The organism is Streptomyces sp. SID12501, from assembly GCF_010550245.1.
In the GTDB taxonomy this organism is placed as follows: domain Bacteria; phylum Actinomycetota; class Actinomycetes; order Streptomycetales; family Streptomycetaceae; genus Streptomyces.
In genome coordinates, this window is record NZ_JAAGLU010000011.1 from 221,200 (window position 1) to 244,215 (window position 23,016).

A 23,016-nucleotide genomic window follows, 5' to 3' on the forward strand; every position below is an offset into this window, starting at 1 on the left:
CCCGGCTAGTCCTTCCCGTCAACGGCAACCGCGTCGAGAACTCCGGGAAGTGCCTGGAGGAACGCGTCCACTTCGGCGTCACCGATGTTCAGCGGCGGCATCAGCCGTACGACATCGGGAGCGGGCGCGTTCACCAGGAACCCGGCGTCCTGAGCCGCCCGCTGCACCTGGGGCGCGAGGGGCTCGCTGAGCACGATACCCAGGAGAAGTCCCGCGCCCCGGACATAATCGATCAACGGGTGGCCCGCACCCTCGATTCCGTCCCGCAACTTCTCGCTCTGCCGCTTGACGTTCGCCAGCAGCCCCTCGTTGTCGATGGTGTCGAGTACGGCGAGTCCGGCCGCGCAGGCGACCGGGTTGCCGCCGAACGTCGTACCGTGCTGGCCGGGCTGGAGCAGGTCGGCGGCGCGGCCGAAGGCGACGGTCGCGCCGAGGGGCAGTCCGCCGCCGAGGCCCTTCGCGAGGGTGACGACGTCGGGCAGAACGCCCTCGTGGGCCTGGTACTCGAACCAGTTCCCGGTACGGCCGATGCCGGTCTGCACCTCGTCGAGGACGAGCAGCGCGCCGGTCGCGGCGGTGATCGCGCGCGCGGCCTTCAGATAGCCGGCGGGCGGGACCACGACACCGTTCTCACCCTGGACGGGCTCGATGATGACGAGGGCTGTCTCATCGGTGACGGCGGCGGCCAGCGCCTGCGCGTCGCCGTACGGGACGAACGTGACGTCACCGGGCAGCGGCACGAAGGGCTCCCGCTTTCCGGGCTGGCCGGTGAGCGCGAGGGCGCCCATGGTGCGCCCGTGGAAGCCGCCCTCGGTGGACACCATGTGACCGCGTCCGGTCAGCCGGCCGATCTTGAACGCGCCCTCGTTGGCCTCTGCGCCCGAGTTGCAGAAGAACACCTTGCCGTCCCGGCCGAAGCGCCGCAGCAACTGTTCGGCGAGCGCGACGGGCGGTTCGGCGACGAACAGGTTGGAGACATGGCCGAGGGAGGCGATCTGGGTGGAGACGGCCTCGATGATCGCCGGGTGGGCGTGGCCGAGCGCGTTGACCGCGATGCCGCCCACGAAGTCGACGTACGCCTTGCCGTCGGCGTCCCACACCGTGCTGCCCGCGCCGCGGACGAGGGGAAGCCGGGGGGTGCCGTAGTTGTTCATGAGTGCGCCCTGCCAGCGCGCGGTCAGTTCCTGATTGGCGCTGTCGGCGCCCAGTTCCTGACTGGCGTCCAGCTCCTGGCCGGCGTTCATGCGGCATCCCCTTCTTCTTCCGCATCGGGCACGACCATCGTGCCGATGCCCTCGTCGGTGAAGATCTCCAGCAGGATCGAGTGCTGGACGCGGCCGTCGATGACGCGGGCGGTGTTCACGCCGTTGCGTACGGCGTGCAGGCAGCCCTCCATCTTCGGCACCATGCCGGAGCTCAACTCCGGGAGCAGCTTCTCCAGTTGGGAAGCGGTGAGGCGGCTGATCACCTCGTCGGAGTTGGGCCAGTCCTCGTAGAGGCCCTCGACGTCCGTGAGGACCATGAGGGTTTCGGCGCCCAGCGCAGCAGCGAGTGCCGCAGCCGCCGTATCAGCATTGACGTTGTAGACATGTCCGTCGTCCTGGCTACGGGCGATCGACGAGACGACCGGGATACGGCCGTCGGCGAGCAGTGCCTCGATCGCGCCCGTGTCGATCGCGGTGATCTCGCCCACCCGCCCGATGTCGACCAACTCCCCGTCGATCTCGGGCAGATGCTTGGTGGCGGTGATGGTGTGCGCGTCCTCGCCGGTCAACCCGACGGCGAGCGGCCCGTGTTGGTTCAGCAGCCCGACCAGCTCCCGCTGGACCTGCCCGGCCAGCACCATGCGTACGACGTCCATGGCGTCCTCGGTGGTGACCCGGAGGCCCGCCTTGAACTCGCTGACGATGCCGTGCCTGTCGAGGGCGGCGCTGATCTGCGGGCCGCCGCCGTGCACGACGACGGGCTTGAGGCCGGCCTGACGCAGGAAGACGACGTCCTGGGCGAACGCACCCTTCAACTCGTCGTTCACCATGGCGTTTCCGCCGAACTTGATGACGACGACCTTGCCGTTGTGACGGGTCAGCCAGGGCAGCGCTTCGATGAGGATCCTGGCCTTGGGCAGGGCGGTGTGCTTCCGCGTGGTGCTCATGAAGAGTACGCGCTGTTCTCGTGGACGTAGTCCGCGGTCAGGTCGTTGGTCCAGATGGTGGCGGTCTCGGTGCCGGCGGCGAGGTCGGCGACGATGTGGACCTCGCGGTAGCGCATGTCGACCTTGTCGCGGTCCTCGCCGACGCCGCCGTTCTTGCAGACCCAGACGCCGTTGATGGCGACGTTGAGCCGGTCCGGCTCGAAGGCGGCCCGCGTCGTGCCGATCGCGGAGAGGACGCGGCCCCAGTTGGGGTCCTCGCCGTGGATGGCGCACTTGAGGAGGTTGTTGCGGGCGATGGAGCGCCCCACCTCGACTGCGTCGTCCTCGCTGGCCGCGCCCACGACCTCGACCTTGATGTCCTTGCTGGCGCCCTCGGCGTCCCGGATGAGCTGCTGCCCGAGGTCGTCACAGACGGCCCGTACGGCCTCCGCGAACTCGGCCTGTTCCGGGGCGACCTGGGAGGCGCCGGAGGCGAGCAGCAGCACGGTGTCGTTGGTGGACATGCAGCCGTCCGAGTCGACGCGGTCGAAGGTGGTGCGGGTGGCGGCGCGGAGCGCGCTGTCCAGGCCCTCGCTTTCGACATCCGCGTCCGTCGTCAGGACGACGAGCATGGTGGCGAGGCCGGGGGCGAGCATGCCCGCACCCTTGGCCATGCCGCCCACGGTCCAGCCGCCCCTGCTGACGACGGCCGTCTTGTGGACGGAGTCGGTGGTCTTGATGGCGATGGCGGCCTTCTCGCCGCCGTGCTCGGAGAGTTGACCGGCCACGGTCTCGACTCCCGCCAGCAGCTTGTCCATCGGCAGCAACAGGCCGATGAGCCCGGTGGAGGCGACCGCGACCTCCCCGGCGTTCAGACCGAGGGTGCCCGCGACCTTCTCGGCGGTGGCGTGGGTGTCCTGGAAGCCCTTCGGACCCGTACAGGCGTTGGCGCCACCGGAGTTGAGGACGACGGCGGAGACGATGCCGCCCTTCAGTACCTGCTCGGACCACAGCACCGGTGCGGCCTTGACGCGGTTGGAGGTGAAGACGCCGGCGGCGGAGAGGCGGGGCCCGTTGTTGACCACGAGGGCCAGGTCCGGGTTGCCGTTCTCCTTGATCCCGGCGGCGATGCCCGCCGCCGTGAACCCCTTGGCTGCCGTGACACTCACGGTGCTACTCCGATCGTGGAAAGCCCGGTGGTCTCGTCGAGCCCGAGGGCGATGTTCATGCTCTGGACGGCACCGCCCGCGGTGCCCTTGGTCAGGTTGTCGATGGCGCTGATCGCGATGATGCGGCGCACGGACTCGTCGTACGCGACCTGCACCTGAACGGCGTTGGAACCGTAGACGGACGCCGTGGCGGGCCACTGCCCCTCCGGGAGGAGGTGCACGAACGGCTCGTCGGCGAACGCCTTCTCGTAGGCGGCGCGCACGGACTCGGCGGTGACGCCGGGCCGGGCGGCGGCCGTGCAGGTGGCGAGGATGCCGCGGGACATGGGGGCGAGGGTCGGCGTGAACGAGACGGCGACGGGCGAGCCCGCCGCGCCGCTGAGGTTCTGGACGATCTCGGGCGTGTGCCGGTGGCCGCCGCCGACCCCGTACGGGGACATCGACCCCATGACCTCGCTGCCCAGCAGGTTCGTCCTGGCCGCCTTGCCGGCGCCGGAGGTCCCGGAGGCGGCGACGATCACGGCCTCGCTCTCGGCGAGGCCGGCCGCGTACGCCGGGAAGAGAGCGAGCGAGACGGCGGTCGGATAGCAACCGGGCACCGCGACACGCCTGGACCCCTCCAGCGCGGCGCGGGCACCCGGCAGTTCGGGGAGGCCGTAGGGCCAGGTCCCGGCGTGCGCGGAGCCGTAGAACCTCTCCCAGTCGGCCGCGTCGTGGAGCCGGAAGTCGGCGCCCATGTCGACGACGAGGACGTCAGGCCCGAGCTGCTCGGCGACGGCGGCGGACTGCCCGTGCGGCAGCGCGAGGAAGACGACATCGTGCCCGGCGAGCACATCGGGAGTGGTCTCCTGGAGGACACGGCCGGCCAGCGGCAGCAGATGCGGCTGCAGGGCGCCGAGCCGCTGTCCGGCGTTGGAGTTGCCGGTCAGGGCGCCGATCTCGACCTCGGGGTGGACGAGGAGCAGACGCAGCAGTTCCCCGCCCGCGTACCCACTCGCTCCGGCCACCGCCACACGTACCGCCATGGAAACCCTCCTCCTTGATGGCATGACTATACGTTTCAATGCACGTTTATGCAATACGGTGGATCAATATGCGGAGCCGGGGCGGGTGTGACCGAGCGCTTCAGCCGGCGAAGCCGCGGAAGACTCCGTCGGGATCACCCTTGGCCGCGTCCGCGAAATCACCGAAGTCCAGGTTGGCGATCATCAGGTTCGCGTTCATCTCGTGGATCCCGTACGGCGCCACGCGGAACGCGCCACCGTACGCCGCGAACTCCTCGTCGTCCTCACACTGCTCCCTGGTCAGCAGGGACAGCGCGAGCAGGGTGACAGGGGTGTCCCGCATCGAGGTGTGGTCGGCGAGGTAGGCGACATTGCCGCTCTCCGAGTGCGGGGATGCCTCGGAGAGCGCCTCGGCGGGCGTGATTCCGGCCCACTTCGGATCATCGACGATGTGGACGTACGGCTCGACGTCGTCATCCTCGCCCCAGGTCGTCAGCAGTGCCGCCTTCACCGCCGCCCACGCAGGCTCATCGCCGAAGTCCGTCCTGATGATCAGCGCGGCGTCCCTGTCCCGCCCCGCCGGCCACTCCACACGGTCACTCATGCCGCTCCGCCCTCCCATACGCGCAGGTCATCACTGCCTCCCACATTCGTTCGGCATGCACGCTACGCGAGAGCAGCGGTGAGCCGACGGGGTGATCGTGGCGATGACGGGAGAGGCGATCAGCTGAACCCGGTACGGGCGGCCCAGGCGCCCTCCGGCACCCGAGCCGCCCGTCCGGTCAGCCGCTCTCCGCTCTCCCCGTCACCCCTTCTTGATCCGCAGGAAGGTGACCGAGTTCGCCGGGAACGTGTACGTGAACTTCCTCGCGACACCCGTGAACGTCGACCTCACCGGCGCCACCGGCGCTGCCGTCTCGCTGTTCACCGCGTCCGGTGCGGCGGCCAGCGTGGTCACCGCGGCCCTGGACCTGACCCTCACCTTGCCGAGGTCGATCGTCGTACGGGCCTGCGCCGCCTGGGCGTTGACGACCTTGACGATCAGGTCGCCGGTCTTCGCGTCCTTGGTGACGATCTGACGGAACGGCTCGGCCGGCTTGTCGTCGGTGAAGCTGCCCCACTCCTGGCCGTCCAGGTAGAGGGTGACCTGGCGGCCCCGCACCTTGACGTCGATGTCGTACGCGCGGCCCATCTCGATCGAGCCGGCCTTGGACACGAGCGTCGACTTGCCGCCGTCCGTGGCCTGTTCGACGGCGGACAGGGTGTTGTTCCAGCCGCCCAGGTTCCACCAGTAGTAGTTGCCGGTGTCCTTGACACCGAAGGCGACGAGGAAGCCCTCCTTGCCGGACTTCTTGGTGGCCTTCACATGCAGGTCGTAGTCGTGCCAGGCGGGGTCGCCCGCGGAGACCATGGTGTTCTCGGCGGCGACGTCCGTCTGGACGTACTGCCCGTCCTGGACCGCCCAACTCCCGCCACCGGTATGGGTCCACCGGGAGGCGTCACCCGAGAAGTCGTCGGTCAGCAGCGCCGTGCCGTCCGCGCCGGTGACCTGCACATCGTCGTACGCCGCCGTGGTCGCCCACGTCGACAGGCCGACGGCGCCCGCGATCGGGCCGCTCACCGAGGGCGTGCCGGTGGCGGTGGTGGGCACCACGCGGTCCCCGACGTTGTTCATGAACAGCTTCTGCACCTCGTACGAGGGCGAGCCCCAGGACGCGTGGTTGTTGAACCAGATCATGTCCGGGCTCCACTGCACGTAGTCCTCGTTGGACAGCAGCGGGGCGTACGAGGCGAGCTTGACGACGTCCGCGTTGCGCTCCAGGCCGGTCATGAACGCGGCCTCGGAGAGGGCGTTCTTGAAGGTGTTGCCGCGGGAGGCGTACTCACCGAGGAAGACCTTGGGGCCGTTCCTGTCGTACGAGTCGTAGCGGTCGTTGTTCTGGAGGAACCAGTTGGTGCTGTTGTAGTAGTGCTCGTCGACCATGTCGACGTCGGCGTCCCGATTGAGTTTCCAAGCGGTGTCGAAGGTCGAACCGCTGTCGTCCGGGCCCGAGTTGGAGATGATCGTGATGTCCGGGTACTTGGCCTCGATAGCGGTGCGGAACTCCGTGAAGCGGGCGAAGAACTCGTTGGGCAGGTTCTCCTCGTTGCCCACCTCGATATGGGTGAGGTGGAAGGGCTTGGGGTGGCCCAGCTGCGCCCGCTTGCGGCCCCACTCGCTCTTCACCGAGCCATTGGCGAACTCGATGAGATCCAGGGTGTCCTGGATGTGCCGCTTGAGCAGCGCCTCGTCGACGACGGCCTTGTCCTGCCCGCAGCCGGTGACCAGCGCCGGGACGACGGGCAGCGGCATGGCGCCGATGTCCTCCGAGAGCTGGAAGTACTCGTAGTAGCCGAGTCCGTAACTCTGGTTGTAGCCCCAGACGTTGGAGTTGGTCGCACGCTGCTCGACCGGCCCGATGGTGTCCTTCCACTGGTACGAGCGCTTGCGCTCCCAGTTCGAGGCCTCGCTGTAGTCCTGCATGGACCCGGTGTTGACCAGGCAGCCGCCCGGGAAGCGGACGAAGCCGGGGTCCAGCGCGGCGATCTTCTTGGCGAGGTCCTCGCGCAGCCCATGACCCTTGTAGGTGTCCCTGGGCAGCAGCGAAACCATGTCCAGGGCAACGGAGTTGTCCGTCGCGACAGTCAGCCGACCGCCGGTGCTGGAGCGGGTCGCGGTGAACCGCGCCCGGTACTTGGCCCAGCCGCCCTTCACCGCGACCTGGCGGACCTCGGCGAGGGAGCCCTCCGCGTCGGCGAGGGACACGGTGAGCGCGGTGGCCTGATCGGCGCGCGCCCAGACGGAGAGGTCGTACTTCTTGCCGCTCTCGACCCTTATCCCGGTGTTGTAGCCGGAGTTGGTGACGGACGAGCCGGCGCCCAGGGAGAGGTAGGTGCGGTTGCGGGCGTTCAGGCGCCCGTCGTCGTTCGGGGTCGTCGCCGTGCCGCTGACGGCCCAGGAGGTGAGGGGGGTGTAGGAGCGGTTGTCGGCGGTGGAGTACTCGAAGGACCGGTTCTGCACGAGTTCGGCGTACAGACCGCCGTCGGCGGCACGGTTGATGTCCTCGAAGAAGACGCCGTACATCGTGTCGTCGATCTTGGCGCCCTTGGCCGCCGGGTCCACTGTGATGGCGTAGTCGGTGACGTCCTCGGCGCCGGCCGGGACGGGGACGACCGCCGAGACCACCAGGAGTGCGGTGGTGGCCGTGAGGCCTAGTCTCCAGCGGGTGCTTGTGCGTGACATGGATACTCCGCGGCTCTGTCGATGCAGTTCGGTATATCGGACAACGATCAGCACTTCGAACGGCAACATAGGTATGTGACTGGAGTGCGTCAATGGGGCGTGCGACAACTCGAGGGTTTCGGAGAAGGTGGCAGCGTGGGCGAGTTCCGGCCAGTGCCTGATGCCTTGCTGTATCTGGCGGGGAGCTGGCTGCTGGAACGGTCGGTACGGGATCTCGCGAGCACGGACGAGGGGACCTTCACCGGCACCACGACGTTCAGCTCCTTGCAGAGCGGGGGCCGAGTCGGTCTGCTGCACCACGAGTCCGGCACGTTCGTGTGGCAGGGCGTCGCCCGCCCCGCCGAGCGGACGCTCCGCTTCCTCCCGGGCACCGCGCCGGGCACGGTGGACGTACGTTTCGCGGACGGTCGCCCGTTCCACGACCTGGACCTGACCTCGGGCCGATGGGTCACCGGCCACCCCTGCGCGGCCGATCTCTACCGCGGCGAGTTCACGGTCCTCGACGCGGACCACTGGCGGACGGTGTGGCGGGTGACGGGCCCCGCCAAGGACCTCGTCCTCATCACCGACTGCACCCGCGACCAGCCGGGCGGTCAGCCGCGCGCCGTCTGAGGGAACGCACCCTCGAAGCGCAGGTTCCAGCGGCCCGTACGGCCCGTGACGACGGTCGTGGACAAGGGGCGGACGTCGAGGTTCCAGTAGGTCGACGGCGGCGCCTTCAGGGCGTAGACGAGGGCGGCCCGGATGACCGACGGCTCGGCCACGGCGACGATCCGGCCGTTGTCGTCGGCGGGCCGGGTGTCGAGCCAGCCGCCGACGCGCGAGATGAAGTCCGCCAGCGACTCACCACCATGGGGCGTCGCGCGCGGTTCGGCGAGCCAGGCATCCACGGACTCGGGCTCCCGGGCCATCGCCTCGCCGAGGGTGAGTCCGCGCCAGCGGCCCATGTCACAGTCGCGCAGGGCCAGCTGGACGAGCGGCCCGTAGCCGAGGGCATCCCCGGTGGCCCGGCTGCGGGGTGTCGGCGAGCAGTAGCGCAGCTCGGCCGCCGCCAGCGGCACCAGATCGTGCGCAGCGTGCTGCACCTCCTCCCAGCCGGCCTGGTCGAGCGGCCGGTCGTCGTCGAAGCGCTCGGCGAGCAACGGGGAGCTGCGCGCGGCGGCGACGAACGTGACCCGAAGTTGCATGCGGCGATCGTCAGCCGGGAAAGAACGCAGGTCAAGGGCTGTTACTTGGTGTTACTCAGGAGTTATCGAGGGTGCGCGCCGACCACTGCCCGATCATCACAGAGGCTTTACACCTGCTCCACGAGGGCTTCACTCGAAGTGGAGCGCCATCCACCGATCGGGCTTGTCGAGCGGCCGGAAACCGATCCGCTCGTAGACGCCGTGCGCGTCGTGCGTGGCGAGCAGGATGCGGCGCACCCCGAGCGCCCCGAGGTGATCGCGCACCGCACGCACCATCGCCGTACCGATGCCCGTACCCCGCACCGACGGGTCCACGTACACATCGCACAGCCATGCGAACAGCCCGTGGTCGGTCACCACGCGCGCGTAGGCCACCTGCTCCCCCGAAGCCGCTTCGTACACCCCGAAGTTCAGCGAGTGCGGGATCACCTCTTCGACCTTGGCCCGGGGCCGGTCCAGCGCCCAGTAGGCGTCGGTCGACAGCCACCGGTGAACACGCTCGACGTCGACCCGGGCGGGGTCGACGGAGATCTCGTAACCCTCGGGGAGGGCGGGTGCGTCGTCGCTCATGCCGGGAGGTTCACAGGTCGGGCGGCGGCCTGTCGAACCGTTTTCGTCCTTCGGACAACGGCGTTGTCAGTGGTGGCTGCGATGCTGCGCACATGACTGGAACGACGGCTGCCGCCGACTACGCATGGCTCTACGAGCGGTACGAGGGGCTGATGGAGGCGTACTGCGTCACGCTCGTCAAGGGCGTCGCTCCCGACGGGCTGCTCCGGGAACTGGGCACCGAGTCGGTACTGCGGGTCACCGGCGTGGAAGAGCTGTGCGAGCCGTCGTACGACGCGTGGGACGAGCACGGGGGCGGCCGGCTGTTCGTCTGTGCCGCCGCTGTCGGCGACTGGTCGCTGATGGTGGAGTACAACGGCTACCTGGGCGTCACGGAGGCGGCCATGGCCCCCGTCTCCCGAGGGCGCACAGTGGTCTCCCACTTCCGCAACGTCAACGCGGTGGACCACTTCTGCTGGTTCGAGGACGGGGACCTGCGTCTGCACTTCGAGCCGTTGTTCCCGGACTCCCGGGACGGCAGCCACCCCGACGAACTCCTCACCGAGATGCGGGAATCGGGCTTCGACCTCACCGAGGGCGGAGACTATGAAGGCCACACCCAGGCCGCCTTCGCGCTCGCCCATCGCCTGACCGGCGTGCGTCTGACCCCAGAACTCTTCGAGTCCCTGGAATTCACCTGCGGCCTGATACCGCGGCCCTAGACCACCGTGTCAAGGGCCGTACGCAGCCTCCGTACCCCCTCCCCGATCTCCCCCACCCCTGCCACCGCCGCGAAGCTCAACCGCACGTGGGCGGCCGGGGGTTCGGCGCTGAAGTAAGGGCGACCGGGGGTGATCGCAACGCCCGCGCGCAGCGCCGCCGCGACGAAGGCCGAGTCTCCCCCAGAGCCGAAAGCCTGGGAGGTGCCCCCAGTGCCGTCGGGAAGGCGGAGCCAGAGGTGGTAGCCGCCCGAGGGGATGTGAGGCAGCGACAGTTGGGGGAGGGCGGTCAGCAGCGCGGACGTCATGGCGTCCCGCCGGATCCTCAACTCCGTCGACACGGCACGGAGATGGCGGGGCCAGGCCGGTGATCCGACGAGTTCCAGGGCCGCTTCCTGCAACGGCCGCGGGACGAAGAAGGTGTCGACGATCTGGATGGCGCGCAGCCGTTCCAGTACCGGGCCCCGGGCCGCGAGCGCGCTCACCCGGAAGCTCGGCGAGGTCGCCTTGGTGAGCGAGCCGACGTGGACGACCACACCGTCGGGGTCCTCCGCCGCGAGCGGACGAGGCAGCGGCGCCGCGTCCTCGTGCACCAGCCGCCGTACGAAGTCGTCCTCGACCACGAAGGCACCGGCCTCGCGCGCGATCCGCAGCACCTCCGCGCGCCGTCCGGGCGCGAGCACGGCCCCGGTCGGGTTCTGGAACAGGGGCTGGCAGACGAACACCCGGGCGCCGGTCGCCCGGAACGCGTCGGCCAGCAGCGGCGTACGGACCCCGTCCGCGTCCACCGGGACCGGCACCGGGCGCAGGCCGGCCGCGCGGGCGATCGCCAGCATGCCGGGGTAGGTGGGCGACTCGACCAGTACCGGGGCGCCGGGCGGGGCGAGGGCGCGCAGGGCTGTCGTCAGGGCCGCCTGGCCGCCTGCCGTGATCAGCACCTCGGCTGCCGTGACGGCGCCGCCGATGCCCCGCGCGAACCACTCACGCAGCTCCGGCAGCCCGTCCAGGTGCGGCCGCCCCCACGCGCCGGGACGGCGTCCGGCACGCGACAGGGCCGCCGCCATCGCGCCCTCGGGCTGGAGGGAAGGGTGCAGATAGCCGCCGTTGAACTCGATCACGCCGGGCGGCGGCGCGGCCAGCGAGACGACGACACCGTCCGCGTTCACCGTGCGCGGTACGAGGTCGGCGGCGCCGTTCGCGCTCAGGGCGACCTCCTGCCAGGAGGTGTCCCCGGCGGTGGTGGACGCGGGGCGGGCCTCCGCGCGGTACGCGCCGGCCCCCGGGCGGGTCACGACCAGACCCTCGGCGACCAGTTGCGCGAGCGCCCGGGAGACGGTCACCGGGCTCACCCGGAAGCGCTCCACCAGCACCCGACTCGATGGCAGCTTTCCACCTGGAGAGTAGCGGTTCAGCTCCTGTCGCAGCCGATTCGCCAGTTCACCGACACTGCTACGCTCTTGCATGAGAGCACACGATAGCGCTACCGCACCGACTCGGATAGCGGTCAACAGGCGCAGGGAGACTCCGGGAACACCAGGGACCCACACCGGTCCGCCGCCCGAGCAGTCCTCGGCCCGTCGCGCCGGGACCCTGCAGGCCGCCCTCGGTGTCACCGCCTTCTCGCTCACCTTCCCGGCCACCGCCTGGGGCCTGGAGGGCTTCGGCCCGTGGTCGCTGGTGGCCGTGCGGTCCGTCCTGGCCGCGGTCATCGCGGGTGGCTGTCTGCTGGCGCTTCGCGTGCCGCTGCCCGCCCGCCGCAACTGGGCGGGGCTCGCGGTCGTCGCCGCCGGGGTCGTCCTCGGGTTTCCGCTCCTCACCACGCTCGCCCTTCAGACGTCGACCACCGCGCACGCCGCCGTCGTGGTCGGGCTGCTGCCGCTGACGACAGCCCTCGGCTCGGCGCTGCGCATGGGCACCCGCCCCTCGCGCACCTTCTGGGCAGCGGCCCTGGCGGGCGCGGCTGCCGTCCTCGCGTTCACCGTCCAGCAGAGCGGTGGCGCCCTGACCAGCGCCGACGCCTACCTCTTCGGCGCCCTGCTGGTCTGCGCGGCCGGTTACACCGAGGGCGGCCGACTGGCCCGGGTCATGCCGGGCTGGCAGGTCATCGGCTGGGCGCTGGTCCTGTGCCTGCCGCTCACCTTGCCCGCCGCCGCACTGGCGCTGTCGTACGAGCCCGTGCACCTCACCATCCACAGCGTGCTCGGGCTGCTGTGGGTGGCGGCGGGGTCGCAGTTCTTCGGCCTGGTCGTCTGGTACCGGGGCATGGCGGCGATCGGGATTCCGAAGGCCAGCCAGTTGCAGTTGGCGCAGCCCCTGCTCACACTGGTGTGGTCGGTCCTGCTGCTGGGCGAGCAGCTGACGCCGGCCGCTCCGCTGACGGCGGCGGCCGTGCTCGTCTGTATCGCCGTCACCCAGCGGGCCCGTGGCTGAAAGCCGAGAGGAGACCCGCAGATGCGCGCAACCGTGGGCGACCAGCTTGTCCAGCACGGCAGGGTGGTCGGCCAGCACGACCAGGTCACGGAAGTCGTCGAGGTCATGGGCCAGGAGGGCACTCCCCCGTACCGCGTCCGCTTCCCGGACGGGCACGAGGCAGTGATGTCCCCCGGCCCCGACTGCCAGGTCCGCCACAAGGGCGAGGACCGTTAGAGAACAACAGTTCAACAACCGCTCGAGAACCGCTCGAGAACCGCTCGAGAACCGCAGGAACCGCAGGAACCGCAGGAACCGCTGAACATCAGCGCGGTGGCATCGCCGGCTGCTGATAGTGGTCGGCGACCACTCGCGCCATGGCCCCGATCCTGTCGGCGCCCACTTCCTTGGCGGAGAAGAAGACGTGCCCCTTCGCCTCGGGGTAGCCCTGGGCGAGGGTCAGATGCCGGGACAGCTCCGCCGGGTCCTGCCAGGCCGCCGGCTGCGCCGGGTCGCCCGCCTTGTACAGCGCCTCACCGACGTACAGCTTCGTCCCCGTACCCTTCGCGACCCCCGCCCACCAGGGCAGCAGCTTGGCGTAGTCGGCGGCGGCGAACCCGATGTTCCAGTAGATCTGCGGGCAGATGTAGTCGATCCAGTTCTGCCGCACCCATTTCCTGGTGTCCGCGTACAGATCGTCGTACGTCTCCACACCCGCCCGGGTGTCCGAGCCGAGCGGGTCGGTCGCCGCGTTGCGCCAGACGCCGAAGGGGCTGATCCCGAAGTCGGCGCCGGGGCGTACGGCCTTGATGCGGGCGGCTGTCTCCTGGACCAGTCTGTCGATGTTGTCGCGCCGCCAGGAGGCCCGGTCGGGGAAGGCGCCGCCGTACTCCGCGTACTCGGCGTCGTCGTCGAAGGTCTGGCCTGCGACCGGGTACGGGTAGAAGTAGTCGTCCCAGTGGACGCCGTCGATGTCGTACTTCCGCACCGCGTCGAGCATCGCGTCCTGGACGAAGCGGCGGACCTCCGGCAGACCGGGGTTGTAGTACAGCTTGCCGCCGTAAGGCACCACCCAGTCCGGATGCCTGCGCGCCGGGTGGGAGGCGATGAGCTTGGTGGGGTCGGTGTGGTTGGCGATGCGGTACGGGTTGAACCAGGCGTGGAGTTCGAGACCGCGGGCGTGCGCCTCCTGGACCGCCGTGCCCAGCGGGTCCCAGCCGGGGTCCTTGCCCTGGGTGCCGGTGAGGACCTGTGACCAGGGCTCGTACGGCGAGAGCCACAGGGCGTCGGCGGTCGGGCGGACCTGGAGGAACACCGCGTTCAGGCGGCGGCTCACCGCCGTGTCGAGGTGGGTGATCAGCTCGGCGCGCTGCTGGGTGGCGCTCAGCCCCTGCTTCGACGGCCAGTCCCGGTTGGAGACCGTCGCCAGCCACATGCCCCGCAGTTCACGGGTCGCCCGCTTGCCCTCGCCCTTGCCCTCACCGTTCGGCCGGCTCGGTTCCGCGCCGGCCAGGGCGGCTCCGGCAACCGCCCCGCCCGCCACGAGGGTCGACAGGGCGGTCACCGCGAACGCCCGCCGTGACATGCGCGCGTGCCGCGCCTTCCCGCTCATTCCCGTACCTCCGATATGCGCTGTGTCGGACAAGTCACAGACCGTCCCGACCCGTCCCGGGTCACACTCCCATGTGAGGCCCGGACAATTGGGCAATGGCCGCCGCAGGTAACGTGCAGGTTTGGCGCAGGCCCCGGACGGACGGAAGATCCCGGACGACGGCCGGCCCGCGAAGGCCGGACGGCCGGTGACGAAGATCTGTGAAAGGGACGATGTGACGGACAGCCCAGCGGGAGAGATCTCGCGCGTCGGAGTTGTGGGCTGCGGCCAGATGGGAGCGGGCATCGCCGAGGTGTGCGCCCGCTCCGGGCTGGACGTGAAGGTCGCCGAGACCACCGGCGAAGCCCTGGAGTTCGGCCGCACCCGGCTGTTCAACTCCCTTTCCAAGGCGGCCGAACGCGGCAAGATCAGCGCGGCGGAGCGGGACGAGACGCTGGCGCGGCTCAGTTTCACCACCGACCTCGGCGAGTTCGCCGACCGCGACCTGGTGATCGAAGCCGTCGTCGAGAACGAGCAGGTGAAGACCGAGATCTTCCAGGTGCTCGACCAGGTGGTCACCCGCCCGGACGCGATCCTCGCCTCCAACACCTCCTCGATCCCCCTGGTGAAGCTGGCCGTCGCCACGTCGCGGCCGGACCAGGTCGTCGGCATCCACTTCTTCAACCCGGCCCCGGTGCAGCAGCTCGTCGAGCTGATCCCGGCGCTCACCACCTCCGAGGGCACCCTCGCCCGCGCCCAGCTGTTCGCCGAGAAGACCCTCGGCAAGCACGCGATCCGCGCCCAGGACCGCTCGGGCTTCGTGGTGAACGCCCTGCTGATCCCGTACCTGCTCTCCGCGATCCGGATGTTCGAGTCGGGCATGGCCAGCCGTGAGGACATCGACAACGGTATGGAGATGGGCTGCGCCCACCCGATGGGCCCCCTGAAGCTCTCCGACCTGATCGGCCTGGACACGGTCGCCTCGGTCGCGTTCAGCATGTACGAGGAGTACAAGGAGCCCCTGTACGCCGCTCCCCCGCTGCTCCAGCGCATGGTCGACGCCGGCCGACTGGGCCGGAAGTCGGGCTCGGGCTTCTACACCTACGCATAAATATCACCCAGCGTCACGCTGAGGCTGCGCGGGCCCGGCACTCTTCGGAGTGCCGGGCCCGCGGCATTCACACACCGTGTGCGCGCCGGACGCGCATATGCCGCTCGCACACTCTCCCCACGCGCCCACCAGGCGAGTTGACTCATCATGCACATTCAAGGGATGTGACGACTACGGAAAGGAGCGGACAAGTGACCGCCGATCCCGAACATCCCACGGCCCGTGGAGAACTCGCAGAGTTACGCCGTCGCCTCGATGTCGCGTACGCACGCGTCGAAGGAGGGCTGGCCCTGCTCAGTCATCGCACGAAGGAGACGGACAAGGAAGTCGACGACCTGAGCACACGCCTCGTCCACCTCGAACACGCCCGATGGCCGCTGCCGGCCGTCACGGCCCTCACTGCCCTCGGAGCACTGGCCGTGACGGTCTGGCAGGCCCTCGGACGCTAGAACGCGCCCTAGGCGTCCTCACCGAGCCTGAGATGGTGCAACAGCAGTAGCGCGGCCGCCATGTTGGCGGCCGGGACCTCCCCGCGGGCGACCATGTCGGGGACGAGTTTGAGAGGGATCCACTCCCGGCGGTCCGACTCGAAGTCGTCCACGGGGTGGCCGATGTACTCGCCCTCCTCGGCCCAGTAGATGTGGTGCCGGGCGTCGGTGAGCCCGTTGGACGGCTCGACGCTCATCAGATGCCGCAGCGGTCCCGGTCGCCAGCCCGTCTCCTCCTCCAGTTCCCTGGCGGCCGCGAAGGCGATGTCCTCGCCGTCCTCCACGACCCCGGCCGCGAGTTCCCACCCCCAGCTGTCGGTGATGAACCGGTGCCGCCAGAGCAGAAGCACCTCGTTGGCCTCGTTCACCACCGTGGCCACGGCGACGGGCCTCAGCCGTATGAGGAAGTGGTCGAGATGCCGCCCGTCGGGCAGCTCGACATCTGCGAGATTGACCCTGAACCAGCGGTTTTCATACACAGTTTGTTCGTTCTGTTTCGTCCACTGCACGGTTCTGCCACCTTCCGCCGAGTAGATGGCAATATGGCAGCAGGAACGTTCTGACAGCAGGCGCACAGAATGCGATTCGGCGCACGGGTACCCGAGAATCCGCGCGCCAAAGGTGCCTGCCGAAGGATGTCTAGAGCGGTACGCGCAGGGCCCCGTCGATCAGTTCGGCCGCCTCGGCCGTGCCCGCGCAGCCGTTGCGCACCAGGTGTTCGCGTACCTCCCGGAGTCTGTCACGCAGCCGCTGGGACTCCATTCCGCGTGCCTGCTCGGCCATCTGCACCGCGGTGGCCACGGCCTTGTCGGCGTTGCCCCGGCGCAGCTCGATCTGACTGAGCATGGCGAGCCGGTGCACTCTGCCCCGGTCGTGCGCCGGAGTGTCCACCGCGGCCGTCGCGTGCTCCCCCGCCGCCGCCAGATCACCGAGGCTCAGCAACGCCTCCGCCACCTGGACGTTGACCAACCCCGGCTGGACATAGCCGGTTTCGTCGGGCTCGTAACCGCGCCGGATGCGTTCGGCGGCCTGCTCGGCCCGCCGGATGCAGGACAGTGCGCTGCTGCCGTCGCCCAGGTGCGCGTACGCCTTGGCCTGCATCGCGTAGAGGTCGGAGGCGAGCGCCGGCGTGATGTGCTTGCCCGCGGCGCGCAGCGCGGCCTCCGCGAAGGCGACGGCCTGCCTGAACTCCCGCATGAACAGCGCCTGGTTGACCAGCAGCCCGATGACGTACGCCCCGAGTCCCTGGTCCCCGCTGGCCTTCGCCAGCCGCAGCGCCTGGTGAAAATAGCGCTGGGCGAGCCCATGGGCGTCGGAGTCGTACGCGCAGATGCCGGCGATCGCCACCAGCCCTCCGGTGGCCCGGTGCAGTTGGCGGCCGGTGGCGTCGGTGTAGCTGCCGCGCAGCAGGGGCGCGGTCTCGGAGTTCAGGAAGCCGACGATCCGGGTGCGGGTCGCGACGCCGCCCGCCTTGCGGTACATCTGCTCGTAGTGCGCGCGGGCCGAACGGAGCATCTCGATGTCGGCCATGCTGACCCGGTGCCTGCCGCCGCGCGACACGTCGACGTCCTCGGGCGGGTTCTCCCACTCCCACACCGGCATCACGGCGGGCGTACCGGTGACGGCGGGGGCGCCGAGGATGTGCGGGCGCTGCTGTTCGTCGGAGCGCCACAGCGCGGTCGCCCGCTCGACGAACCCGGACAGCGAGGTACCGGCCGAGCCGATCGGGCCGGCGGTGTCGCCCGGCACCCCGAGGCCGATGTCGTCCAGTCTGACCGGGCGGTGCAGCCGGGTGGCGAGCACCTCGCAGATCAGGTCGGGCACCTGGCCACGCGGGCGCTGACCCTTCAACCACCGCGCCACAGCGGTGTGTTCGTACCTCAGGGCCAGGCCCCGCGCCCGGCCCGCCTGATTCACATGGGCGGCGAGTCCCGCGTGCGAGATGCCCGCCTCGTCGAGGATCGCGTCGAGCAGGGTGTTGGGCTGCATGGAGGCCCTCCGGTGGCTCGGTGCCGACGGCGCACCTACCGTGCCCGTCAGCGTAGTGTGTCCGGGTTCACACGGGGTGTGATCAAAGTGCGCGAACTCATAGCGTGTGCACGCTGTTGCGCAGAGTGTCCGTCCGGTTGACTGAAATGCCTCGCAAGAGGCCGCCGGGCCGCCGGCTCCCCCTCGTACAGTGCGGCGGCCTGGCTCCGCCGGTTCAGCAGGATCGGTGCGGCTCGAATGTCGGCTGCAGGTGCTTCGTGGCTGGTCGCGCCCACGCGGCGGAGCCGCAAATCGACACAGCCCCGCGCCCCTAAGGGGCTGCAGCTCACGTGACTTGATGGGCCACCGGGGGTTCCTGTTGCTGCCTGGGGATTTGGGGGCGGTCGTTTCGCAGTACCAGTACGGCCACGTCGTCCGTCGGCGGACCGCCGGTGTGGCGCAGCAGGCGGGAGAAGACCGCCCCCAGCACCGTCTCCGGGGAAACCGGTTGGGTGCGGACCGCCTCCGCCAGGACAGCGGGCAGGGGAAAGAACCGGCCACGAGCGTCGCGGGCGTCCTCGACGCCGTCCGTGTGGAGCAACAGGGCTTCGCCGGGCAGGAGCTGGCCGCAGTGTTCGGCCGAGAGTTCGACCGGCAGGGGGAACGGACCCAGCGGGGGCAGCGGTTCACCGACCGTGAGTACGTCGGCACGGCCACCGCTGAGCAGATACGGCGACGGATGGCCGCAGTTGAGGGCACGCACCTCCCCGTCCCCGCGGATCTCCAGGAGCAGCACGGTGACGAACTCCTCGGCGACCGGACTGTCGGGGTCCAACGCGGCCGAGGGCCCCGCCGAGGGGTGTTCGGCACGTGACCGCTCGCCCAGATGCCGGGCCAGCGCCCGCTCCAACCGCCGCAGTACGCTGCCGAGTTCGGCCTCGTCGTGCACGGCCTCGCGGAAACTGCCGAGAACGGCGGCGACGGTCCCGATGGCGCCGATGCCGTGTCCGCGCACATCGCCCATCACGACCCGTACGCCGTACTCGGTGGCGATGACCTCGTACAGGTCCCCGCCGATCAAGGCACCCCGGTCCGCGGACAGTTGGGCGGCGGCGACCCGCAGACCGTCGATGCGCTGCGGCAGCGGACGCAACAGCACACTCTGCGCCGCCCCGGCGACCTGCCGGGCCAGCCTCAACTCGCGCAGGAGCGCCCGGCGGACGTGGAGTACGAGCCCGGTCCCGACAGCGAAGAAGACGGCGCTGGTGACGATCCGCGCGCCCAGCCCGTTCTGCTGGGCGACCGGACAGGCCAGTTTGTACGTGATCGCCGTGGCACCCCACACCGTGGGCAGCGCGATCGAGAACACCCGCCGCAGGGGCTGCCGCTCGATACGGCGGGCCGCCTGCCGTTCGGGCGGCCGACGCCGCCGCCGGCACCGCGACCCCGCTCCCCCGATCCGGAACCTGCACCCCCGCCCCACGAACGCGGCCCGCAGTCGCCCCGTCCGGAGCCGAGCCCCGCAGGAAACCCCAGCCTTGATACGGATCATGCCGATGGCCCCCCAGTCAGGCCCTGACAACACAAATCGGACCGGCCCCGAAAGACCGGTCCGATTCTGTCGACCACATGCCCCGAAGGGACCAGATCACCCCAACTTGTCACCCAAAGGAGTGAAGTGACCGATGGGGGGTGTGAGGGGCGCGGGGCGGCGCTAGCTCCGCAACACCGCTCCCGTTCGCTCACCCGCGAGAGCGACAGCCGCGTCCCGAGCGGCGGAAGCCTCATCAACGGTCAGCGTCCGATCAGCGGCCCGGAACCTCAACGCATAGGCAAGAGACTTCCGCCCCTCCCCCAACTGCTCGCCGCTCTCGTACACATCGAAGAGCCGAAGGGACTCAAGCAGCGCCCCCGCACCTTCCCTCAGCGCCGCCTCGACGTCCGCGTGCGGCACCTCGCGCGCGACGACCAGGGCGACATCCTGCGTGGCGACCGGGAACGTCGAGATCTTCGGGCCCTTGGGCACACCCGAACTCGCCGCCTCCAGCGTGTCCAGGTTGAGCTCCATCGCACAGGTGCGCGCGGGCAGATGCAGGGCCTTCAGGACGCGCGGGTGCAGCTCACCGGCGTACCCGATGACCTGCTCGGTGCCGTCGACCACGACCGCCAGTTCGGCGCAGCGGCCGGGGTGCCACGGGCCGTACCGGCCCGCGCGGACGAGGAGTTCGGTACCCGCCTCGTGGGCCAGGCTCCGTGCCGCCTCGATCGCGTCGGCCCAGTCGGCCGGGCGGCCCTTGCCCCACCAGCCGGCCTGCTCGCGGGCGCCCGCGAGGACGACGGCGGCGTGCCGGGGCTGGACGGGGAGCGCGGCCGTGATCGACGCGATCTCCTCGTCCGTGGGACGCCGGTCGACCGGAAGACGCCCGGCGATCAGCAGCTCGTCCTGCGGATGGAAGACGAGGCCCGTCTCGAACAGGGCCAGGTCGTGGCTGCCCCGCCCGTCGTTGCGGCGCAGCGCCTGGAGCAGGCCCGGCAGCAGCGTCGTACGGAGCGCCGGCTCCTCGTCGGAGAGCGGGTTGGCCAGCTTGACGACCTTGCGGTTCGGGTCGTCGGCGGCCAGGCCGAGCTGGTCGAAGGCGTGCTCGCCGATGAACGGGTAGTTCAGCGCCTCGACGTAGCCCGCCCCGGCCAGTGCGCGGCCGACGCGGCGGTGCAGGCGCTGCCGGTCGGTCAGGCCGCGGCCCGCCGGGGGCTTGGGCAGGGTGGAGGGCAGGTTCTCGTAGCCCTCCAGGCGGATGACCTCTTCGGCGAGGTCGTTCGGGTCCGTCAGGTCGGGGCGCCATGACGGGACGGTGACGATCAGCTCGTCCTGCCCGTACACGTCGCAGCCGACCTCCTGGAGGCGGCGTACGACGGTCTCGCGGCCGTACTCGACGCCCGCGACCCGGTCGGGGTGGTTCGCCGGGATGGAGATCGTGCGCGGCGCGGACGGTGAGATGACCTCGGTGACGCCCGCGTCGGCGGTGCCGCCGGCGAGGAGGACCAGGAGGTCGACCGTGCGCTGGGCGGCGGCGGAGGCAGCCTGCGGGTCGACACCGCGCTCGAAGCGCTTGGACGCCTCGGAGGCCAGCTTGTGGCGGCGGGCCGTGCGCGCGATGGTGATCGGGTCGAAGTGGGCGGCCTCGATGACGACCTCGGTGGTGGTGCCCTCGGTGTCGTCGATCTCGGTGTTGGCGCCGCCCATGACGCCCGCGAGGCCGATGGCACCCCGGTCGTCGACGATGAGCAGGTCCTCGGCGTCCAGCTTGCGCGTGACGCCGTCGAGGGTGGTGAGCTTCTCGCCCGGCTCGGCCCGGCGCACGCCGATCGCGCCCTGGACGCGGGAACGGTCGTACGCGTGCAGGGGCTGGCCCAGCTCCAGCATCACGTAGTTGGTGATGTCGACGGCGAGCGAGATCGGGCGCATGCCCGCCTTCTGGAGGCGGCGCCTGAGCCAGATCGGGGACTGCGCGTCGGGGTCGATCCCGGTCACCGTACGGGCGGTGAAGCGGTCGCAGGCGAACGGGTCGGCGACCTCGACCGGGTAGCCGTAGGCGTTCGGGGCGGGTACGTCGAGCAGGGCCGGGTCGCGCAGCGGCAGGCCGTAGGCGATGGCGGTCTCGCGGGCGATGCCGCGCAGGGACAAGGCGTACCCGCGGTCGGGGGTCACGGCGATGTCGAGGACCTCGTCGACGAGCTGGAGCAGCTCGATGGCGTCGGTGCCGACCTCGTGCTCGGGCGACAGGACGATGATGCCGCCGGTGCCGTCGTCGCCCATGCCCAGCTCGTCGCCGGAGCAGATCATGCCGTGCGAGGTGTGGCCGTACGTCTTGCGCGCGGCGATCGCGAAGTCGCCGGGCAGGACGGCGCCCGGGAGGACCACGACGACCTTGTCGCCGACGGCGAAGTTGCGGGCGCCGCAGACGATCTCCTGGGGCTCACCGGTGCCGTTGGCGGTGCCGACATTGACCGTGCAGAAGCGGATCGGCTTCTTGAAGCCCTCCAGCTCCTCGATGGTCAGCACCTGGCCGACGACCAGGGGGCCCTTGAGGCCTGCGCCGACCTGCTCGACGGACTCGACCTCCAGCCCGACCGTGATGAGCTTCTCCTGGACGTCCCGGCCGGTCTGAGTCGCCGGCAGGTCGACGTACTCCCGCAGCCAAGAAAGCGGGACCCGCATCAGATCTCCATCCCGAACGGCCGGGTGAACCGGACGTCGCCCTCGACCATGTCTCGCATGTCCTCGACGTTGTGGCGGAACATCAGCATCCGCTCGATGCCGAACCCGAAGGCGAATCCGCTGTACTTCTCGGGGTCGACACCGCACGCGACGAGCACGCGCGGGTTGACCATGCCGCAGCCGCCCAGCTCGATCCAGCCCTCGCTGGAGCAGGTCCGGCAGGGCCGGTCGGGGTTGCCGACGGACGCGCCCTTGCAGACGTAGCAGAGCATGTCCATCTCGGCGGACGGCTCGGTGAAGGGGAAGTAGTTGGGCCGCAGCCGCGTCTTCATGTCCGAGCCGAAGAGGGACTGGACCATGTGGTCCATGGTGCCCTTGAGGTCGGCCATGGTCAGGCCCTCGTCGATGGCGAGGAGCTCGATCTGGTGGAAGACGGGGGTGTGCGTGGCGTCCAGTTCGTCCGTGCGGTACACGCGGCCGGGGCACACGATGTAGACCGGCGGCTCGCGGTCGAGCATCGAGCGGGCCTGCACGGGCGAGGTGTGCGTCCGCAGCACGACACCGGACTCGTCGCCCTCTGTCCCCTTCGGGCCCTCGACGAAGAAGGTGTCCTGCATCTGCCGGGCCGGGTGGTCCGGGGTGAAGTTCAGGGCGTCGAAGTTGAACCACTCCGCCTCGACCTCGGGGCCCTCGGCGACCTCGTACCCCATGGAGACGAAGACGTCCGCGACGCGCTCCATGAATGTGGTCAGCGGGTGACGGGCGCCGGCCTGCGCGCGGTCGTACGGCAGTGTGACGTCCACCGCCTCCTCGACCAGCACGCGGGTGTCCCGCTCGGCCTCCAGCTCGGTCTGGCGGGCGGCGAGCGCCTTGCTGACGGTGCCCCTGGCCTGGCCGACGAGCTTGCCGGCGGCGGCCTTGGCCTGCGGGGGCAGCGCGCCGATCTCGCGGTTGGCGAGGGCCAGCGGCGAGGTCCCGCCGGTGTGGGCGACCTTGGCCTCCTGGAGGGCGTCGAGGGAGTCCGCGGCGGCGAAGGCAGCGAGCGCCTCGTCCCGCGTGCGCTCGATCGCTTCCGGTTTCAGGGCCTCGACCTCTACAGGGTCGTACGACTTGTTCGGTGCCGACATCTCTTCCCGTGCTTCCGGTTGGCTGGCGGATGGTCCCCGTACTACGGCTCGGAGACGAATG

21 protein-coding genes are annotated in these 23,016 nt (G+C 70.2%); 6 read left to right on the plus strand and 15 right to left on the minus strand.

Translation table 11 applies throughout. The features are described from left to right. Window positions 1-5 precede the first annotated feature (5 nt). From G3I71_RS15805 to G3I71_RS15830, 6 genes are all read right to left on the minus strand, one after another. Window positions 6-1,244: an acetylornithine transaminase gene (locus G3I71_RS15805; RefSeq protein WP_164315181.1), complete on the minus strand. Its 1,239-nt coding sequence runs from the start codon at window positions 1,242-1,244 to the stop codon at window positions 6-8. After that, entirely contained in the window at window positions 1,241-2,152 is a 912-nt protein-coding gene (gene argB / locus G3I71_RS15810; RefSeq protein ID WP_164315183.1) for an acetylglutamate kinase, read from the minus strand. The genes G3I71_RS15805 and argB overlap by 4 nt, the downstream gene beginning before the upstream one ends. Next, on the minus strand, window positions 2,149-3,300 hold the full coding sequence (argJ, locus tag G3I71_RS15815) for a bifunctional glutamate N-acetyltransferase/amino-acid acetyltransferase ArgJ (protein WP_164315185.1): 1,152 nt from the start codon (window positions 3,298-3,300) through the stop codon (window positions 2,149-2,151). The genes argB and argJ overlap by 4 nt, the downstream gene beginning before the upstream one ends. Next, window positions 3,297-4,325, minus strand: a complete 1,029-nt coding sequence (argC, locus tag G3I71_RS15820; RefSeq protein ID WP_164315186.1) for an N-acetyl-gamma-glutamyl-phosphate reductase — start codon at window positions 4,323-4,325, stop codon at window positions 3,297-3,299. The genes argJ and argC overlap by 4 nt, the downstream gene beginning before the upstream one ends. A 100-nt stretch (window positions 4,326-4,425) precedes the next feature. Then, a complete protein-coding gene (locus G3I71_RS15825) occupies window positions 4,426-4,908 on the minus strand; it encodes a hypothetical protein (protein WP_164315188.1) in 483 nt (160 codons plus the stop codon). A 201-nt stretch (window positions 4,909-5,109) separates the two neighbouring features. Beyond that, window positions 5,110-7,587 (minus strand): alpha-L-arabinofuranosidase C-terminal domain-containing protein, encoded by a 2,478-nt coding sequence (locus G3I71_RS15830; protein ID WP_164315189.1) that lies wholly within the window; start codon window positions 7,585-7,587, stop codon window positions 5,110-5,112. 135 nt (window positions 7,588-7,722) lie between these two features. Between G3I71_RS15830 and G3I71_RS15835 the strand changes: the two genes are divergently transcribed. After that, the gene (locus G3I71_RS15835) at window positions 7,723-8,199 is read left to right on the plus strand and encodes a DUF6314 family protein (RefSeq protein WP_164315191.1); all 477 of its coding nucleotides are present in this window, start codon (window positions 7,723-7,725) and stop codon (window positions 8,197-8,199) included. On the opposite strand, the gene G3I71_RS15840 is transcribed toward G3I71_RS15835, so the two are convergent. Both G3I71_RS15840 and G3I71_RS15845 read right to left on the minus strand, forming a co-directional pair. Further along, on the minus strand, window positions 8,181-8,774 hold the full coding sequence (locus G3I71_RS15840) for a histidine phosphatase family protein (protein WP_164315193.1): 594 nt from the start codon (window positions 8,772-8,774) through the stop codon (window positions 8,181-8,183). The two genes, G3I71_RS15835 and G3I71_RS15840, sit on opposite strands and share 19 nt — an antisense overlap. A 129-nt stretch (window positions 8,775-8,903) precedes the next feature. Then, on the minus strand, window positions 8,904-9,344 hold the full coding sequence (locus G3I71_RS15845) for a GNAT family N-acetyltransferase (protein WP_164315196.1): 441 nt from the start codon (window positions 9,342-9,344) through the stop codon (window positions 8,904-8,906). A gap of 92 nt (window positions 9,345-9,436) precedes the next feature. Here G3I71_RS15845 and G3I71_RS15850 point away from each other — a divergent pair, with 92 nt between their 5' ends. Then, window positions 9,437-10,045, plus strand: coding sequence for a DUF6461 domain-containing protein (locus G3I71_RS15850; protein WP_164315198.1), 609 nt, complete (start codon window positions 9,437-9,439; stop codon window positions 10,043-10,045). On the opposite strand, the gene G3I71_RS15855 is transcribed toward G3I71_RS15850, so the two are convergent. Continuing rightward, entirely contained in the window at window positions 10,042-11,505 is a 1,464-nt protein-coding gene (locus G3I71_RS15855; protein WP_164315200.1) for a PLP-dependent aminotransferase family protein, read from the minus strand. The genes G3I71_RS15850 and G3I71_RS15855 overlap by 4 nt on opposite strands. Here G3I71_RS15855 and G3I71_RS15860 point away from each other — a divergent pair. Both G3I71_RS15860 and G3I71_RS15865 read left to right on the plus strand, forming a co-directional pair. Further along, window positions 11,504-12,472, plus strand: a complete 969-nt coding sequence (locus G3I71_RS15860) for a DMT family transporter (RefSeq protein WP_164315202.1) — start codon at window positions 11,504-11,506, stop codon at window positions 12,470-12,472. The genes G3I71_RS15855 and G3I71_RS15860 overlap by 2 nt on opposite strands. 21 nt (window positions 12,473-12,493) lie before the next feature. Next, window positions 12,494-12,688 carry a DUF1918 domain-containing protein gene (locus G3I71_RS15865; protein ID WP_164315204.1) on the plus strand — a complete coding sequence of 65 codons (195 nt, stop codon included), beginning with the start codon at window positions 12,494-12,496 and terminating at the stop codon, window positions 12,686-12,688. An 88-nt stretch (window positions 12,689-12,776) separates the two neighbouring features. On the opposite strand, the gene G3I71_RS15870 is transcribed toward G3I71_RS15865, so the two are convergent. Continuing rightward, entirely contained in the window at window positions 12,777-14,063 is a 1,287-nt protein-coding gene (locus G3I71_RS15870) for a glycoside hydrolase family 10 protein (RefSeq protein ID WP_239149161.1), read from the minus strand. Between the two features lie 214 nt (window positions 14,064-14,277). Between G3I71_RS15870 and G3I71_RS15875 the strand changes: the two genes are divergently transcribed. Together G3I71_RS15875 and G3I71_RS15880 are read left to right on the plus strand one after the other, a co-directional pair. After that, window positions 14,278-15,153, plus strand: a complete 876-nt coding sequence (locus G3I71_RS15875; RefSeq protein WP_164315267.1) for a 3-hydroxybutyryl-CoA dehydrogenase — start codon at window positions 14,278-14,280, stop codon at window positions 15,151-15,153. A gap of 191 nt (window positions 15,154-15,344) precedes the next feature. Beyond that, window positions 15,345-15,602, plus strand: coding sequence for a hypothetical protein (locus G3I71_RS15880; RefSeq protein WP_164315206.1), 258 nt, complete (start codon window positions 15,345-15,347; stop codon window positions 15,600-15,602). A gap of 8 nt (window positions 15,603-15,610) precedes the next feature. On the opposite strand, the gene G3I71_RS15885 is transcribed toward G3I71_RS15880, so the two are convergent. From G3I71_RS15885 to pheS, 5 genes are all read right to left on the minus strand, one after another. Further along, window positions 15,611-16,150, minus strand: a complete 540-nt coding sequence (locus G3I71_RS15885; protein WP_164315208.1) for an NUDIX hydrolase — start codon at window positions 16,148-16,150, stop codon at window positions 15,611-15,613. 130 nt (window positions 16,151-16,280) lie between these two features. After that, window positions 16,281-17,630: a transcriptional regulator gene (locus G3I71_RS15890; protein ID WP_164315210.1), complete on the minus strand. Its 1,350-nt coding sequence runs from the start codon at window positions 17,628-17,630 to the stop codon at window positions 16,281-16,283. 325 nt (window positions 17,631-17,955) lie between these two features. After that, window positions 17,956-19,161, minus strand: a complete 1,206-nt coding sequence (locus G3I71_RS15895) for a PP2C family protein-serine/threonine phosphatase (protein ID WP_203730385.1) — start codon at window positions 19,159-19,161, stop codon at window positions 17,956-17,958. Between the two features lie 162 nt (window positions 19,162-19,323). After that, window positions 19,324-21,828 (minus strand): phenylalanine--tRNA ligase subunit beta, encoded by a 2,505-nt coding sequence (pheT, locus tag G3I71_RS15900; protein ID WP_164315212.1) that lies wholly within the window; start codon window positions 21,826-21,828, stop codon window positions 19,324-19,326. Next, window positions 21,828-22,955: a phenylalanine--tRNA ligase subunit alpha gene (gene pheS, locus G3I71_RS15905; RefSeq protein WP_164315214.1), complete on the minus strand. Its 1,128-nt coding sequence runs from the start codon at window positions 22,953-22,955 to the stop codon at window positions 21,828-21,830. Before pheS ends, pheT begins: the two co-directional genes overlap by 1 nt. Window positions 22,956-23,016 lie beyond the last annotated feature (61 nt).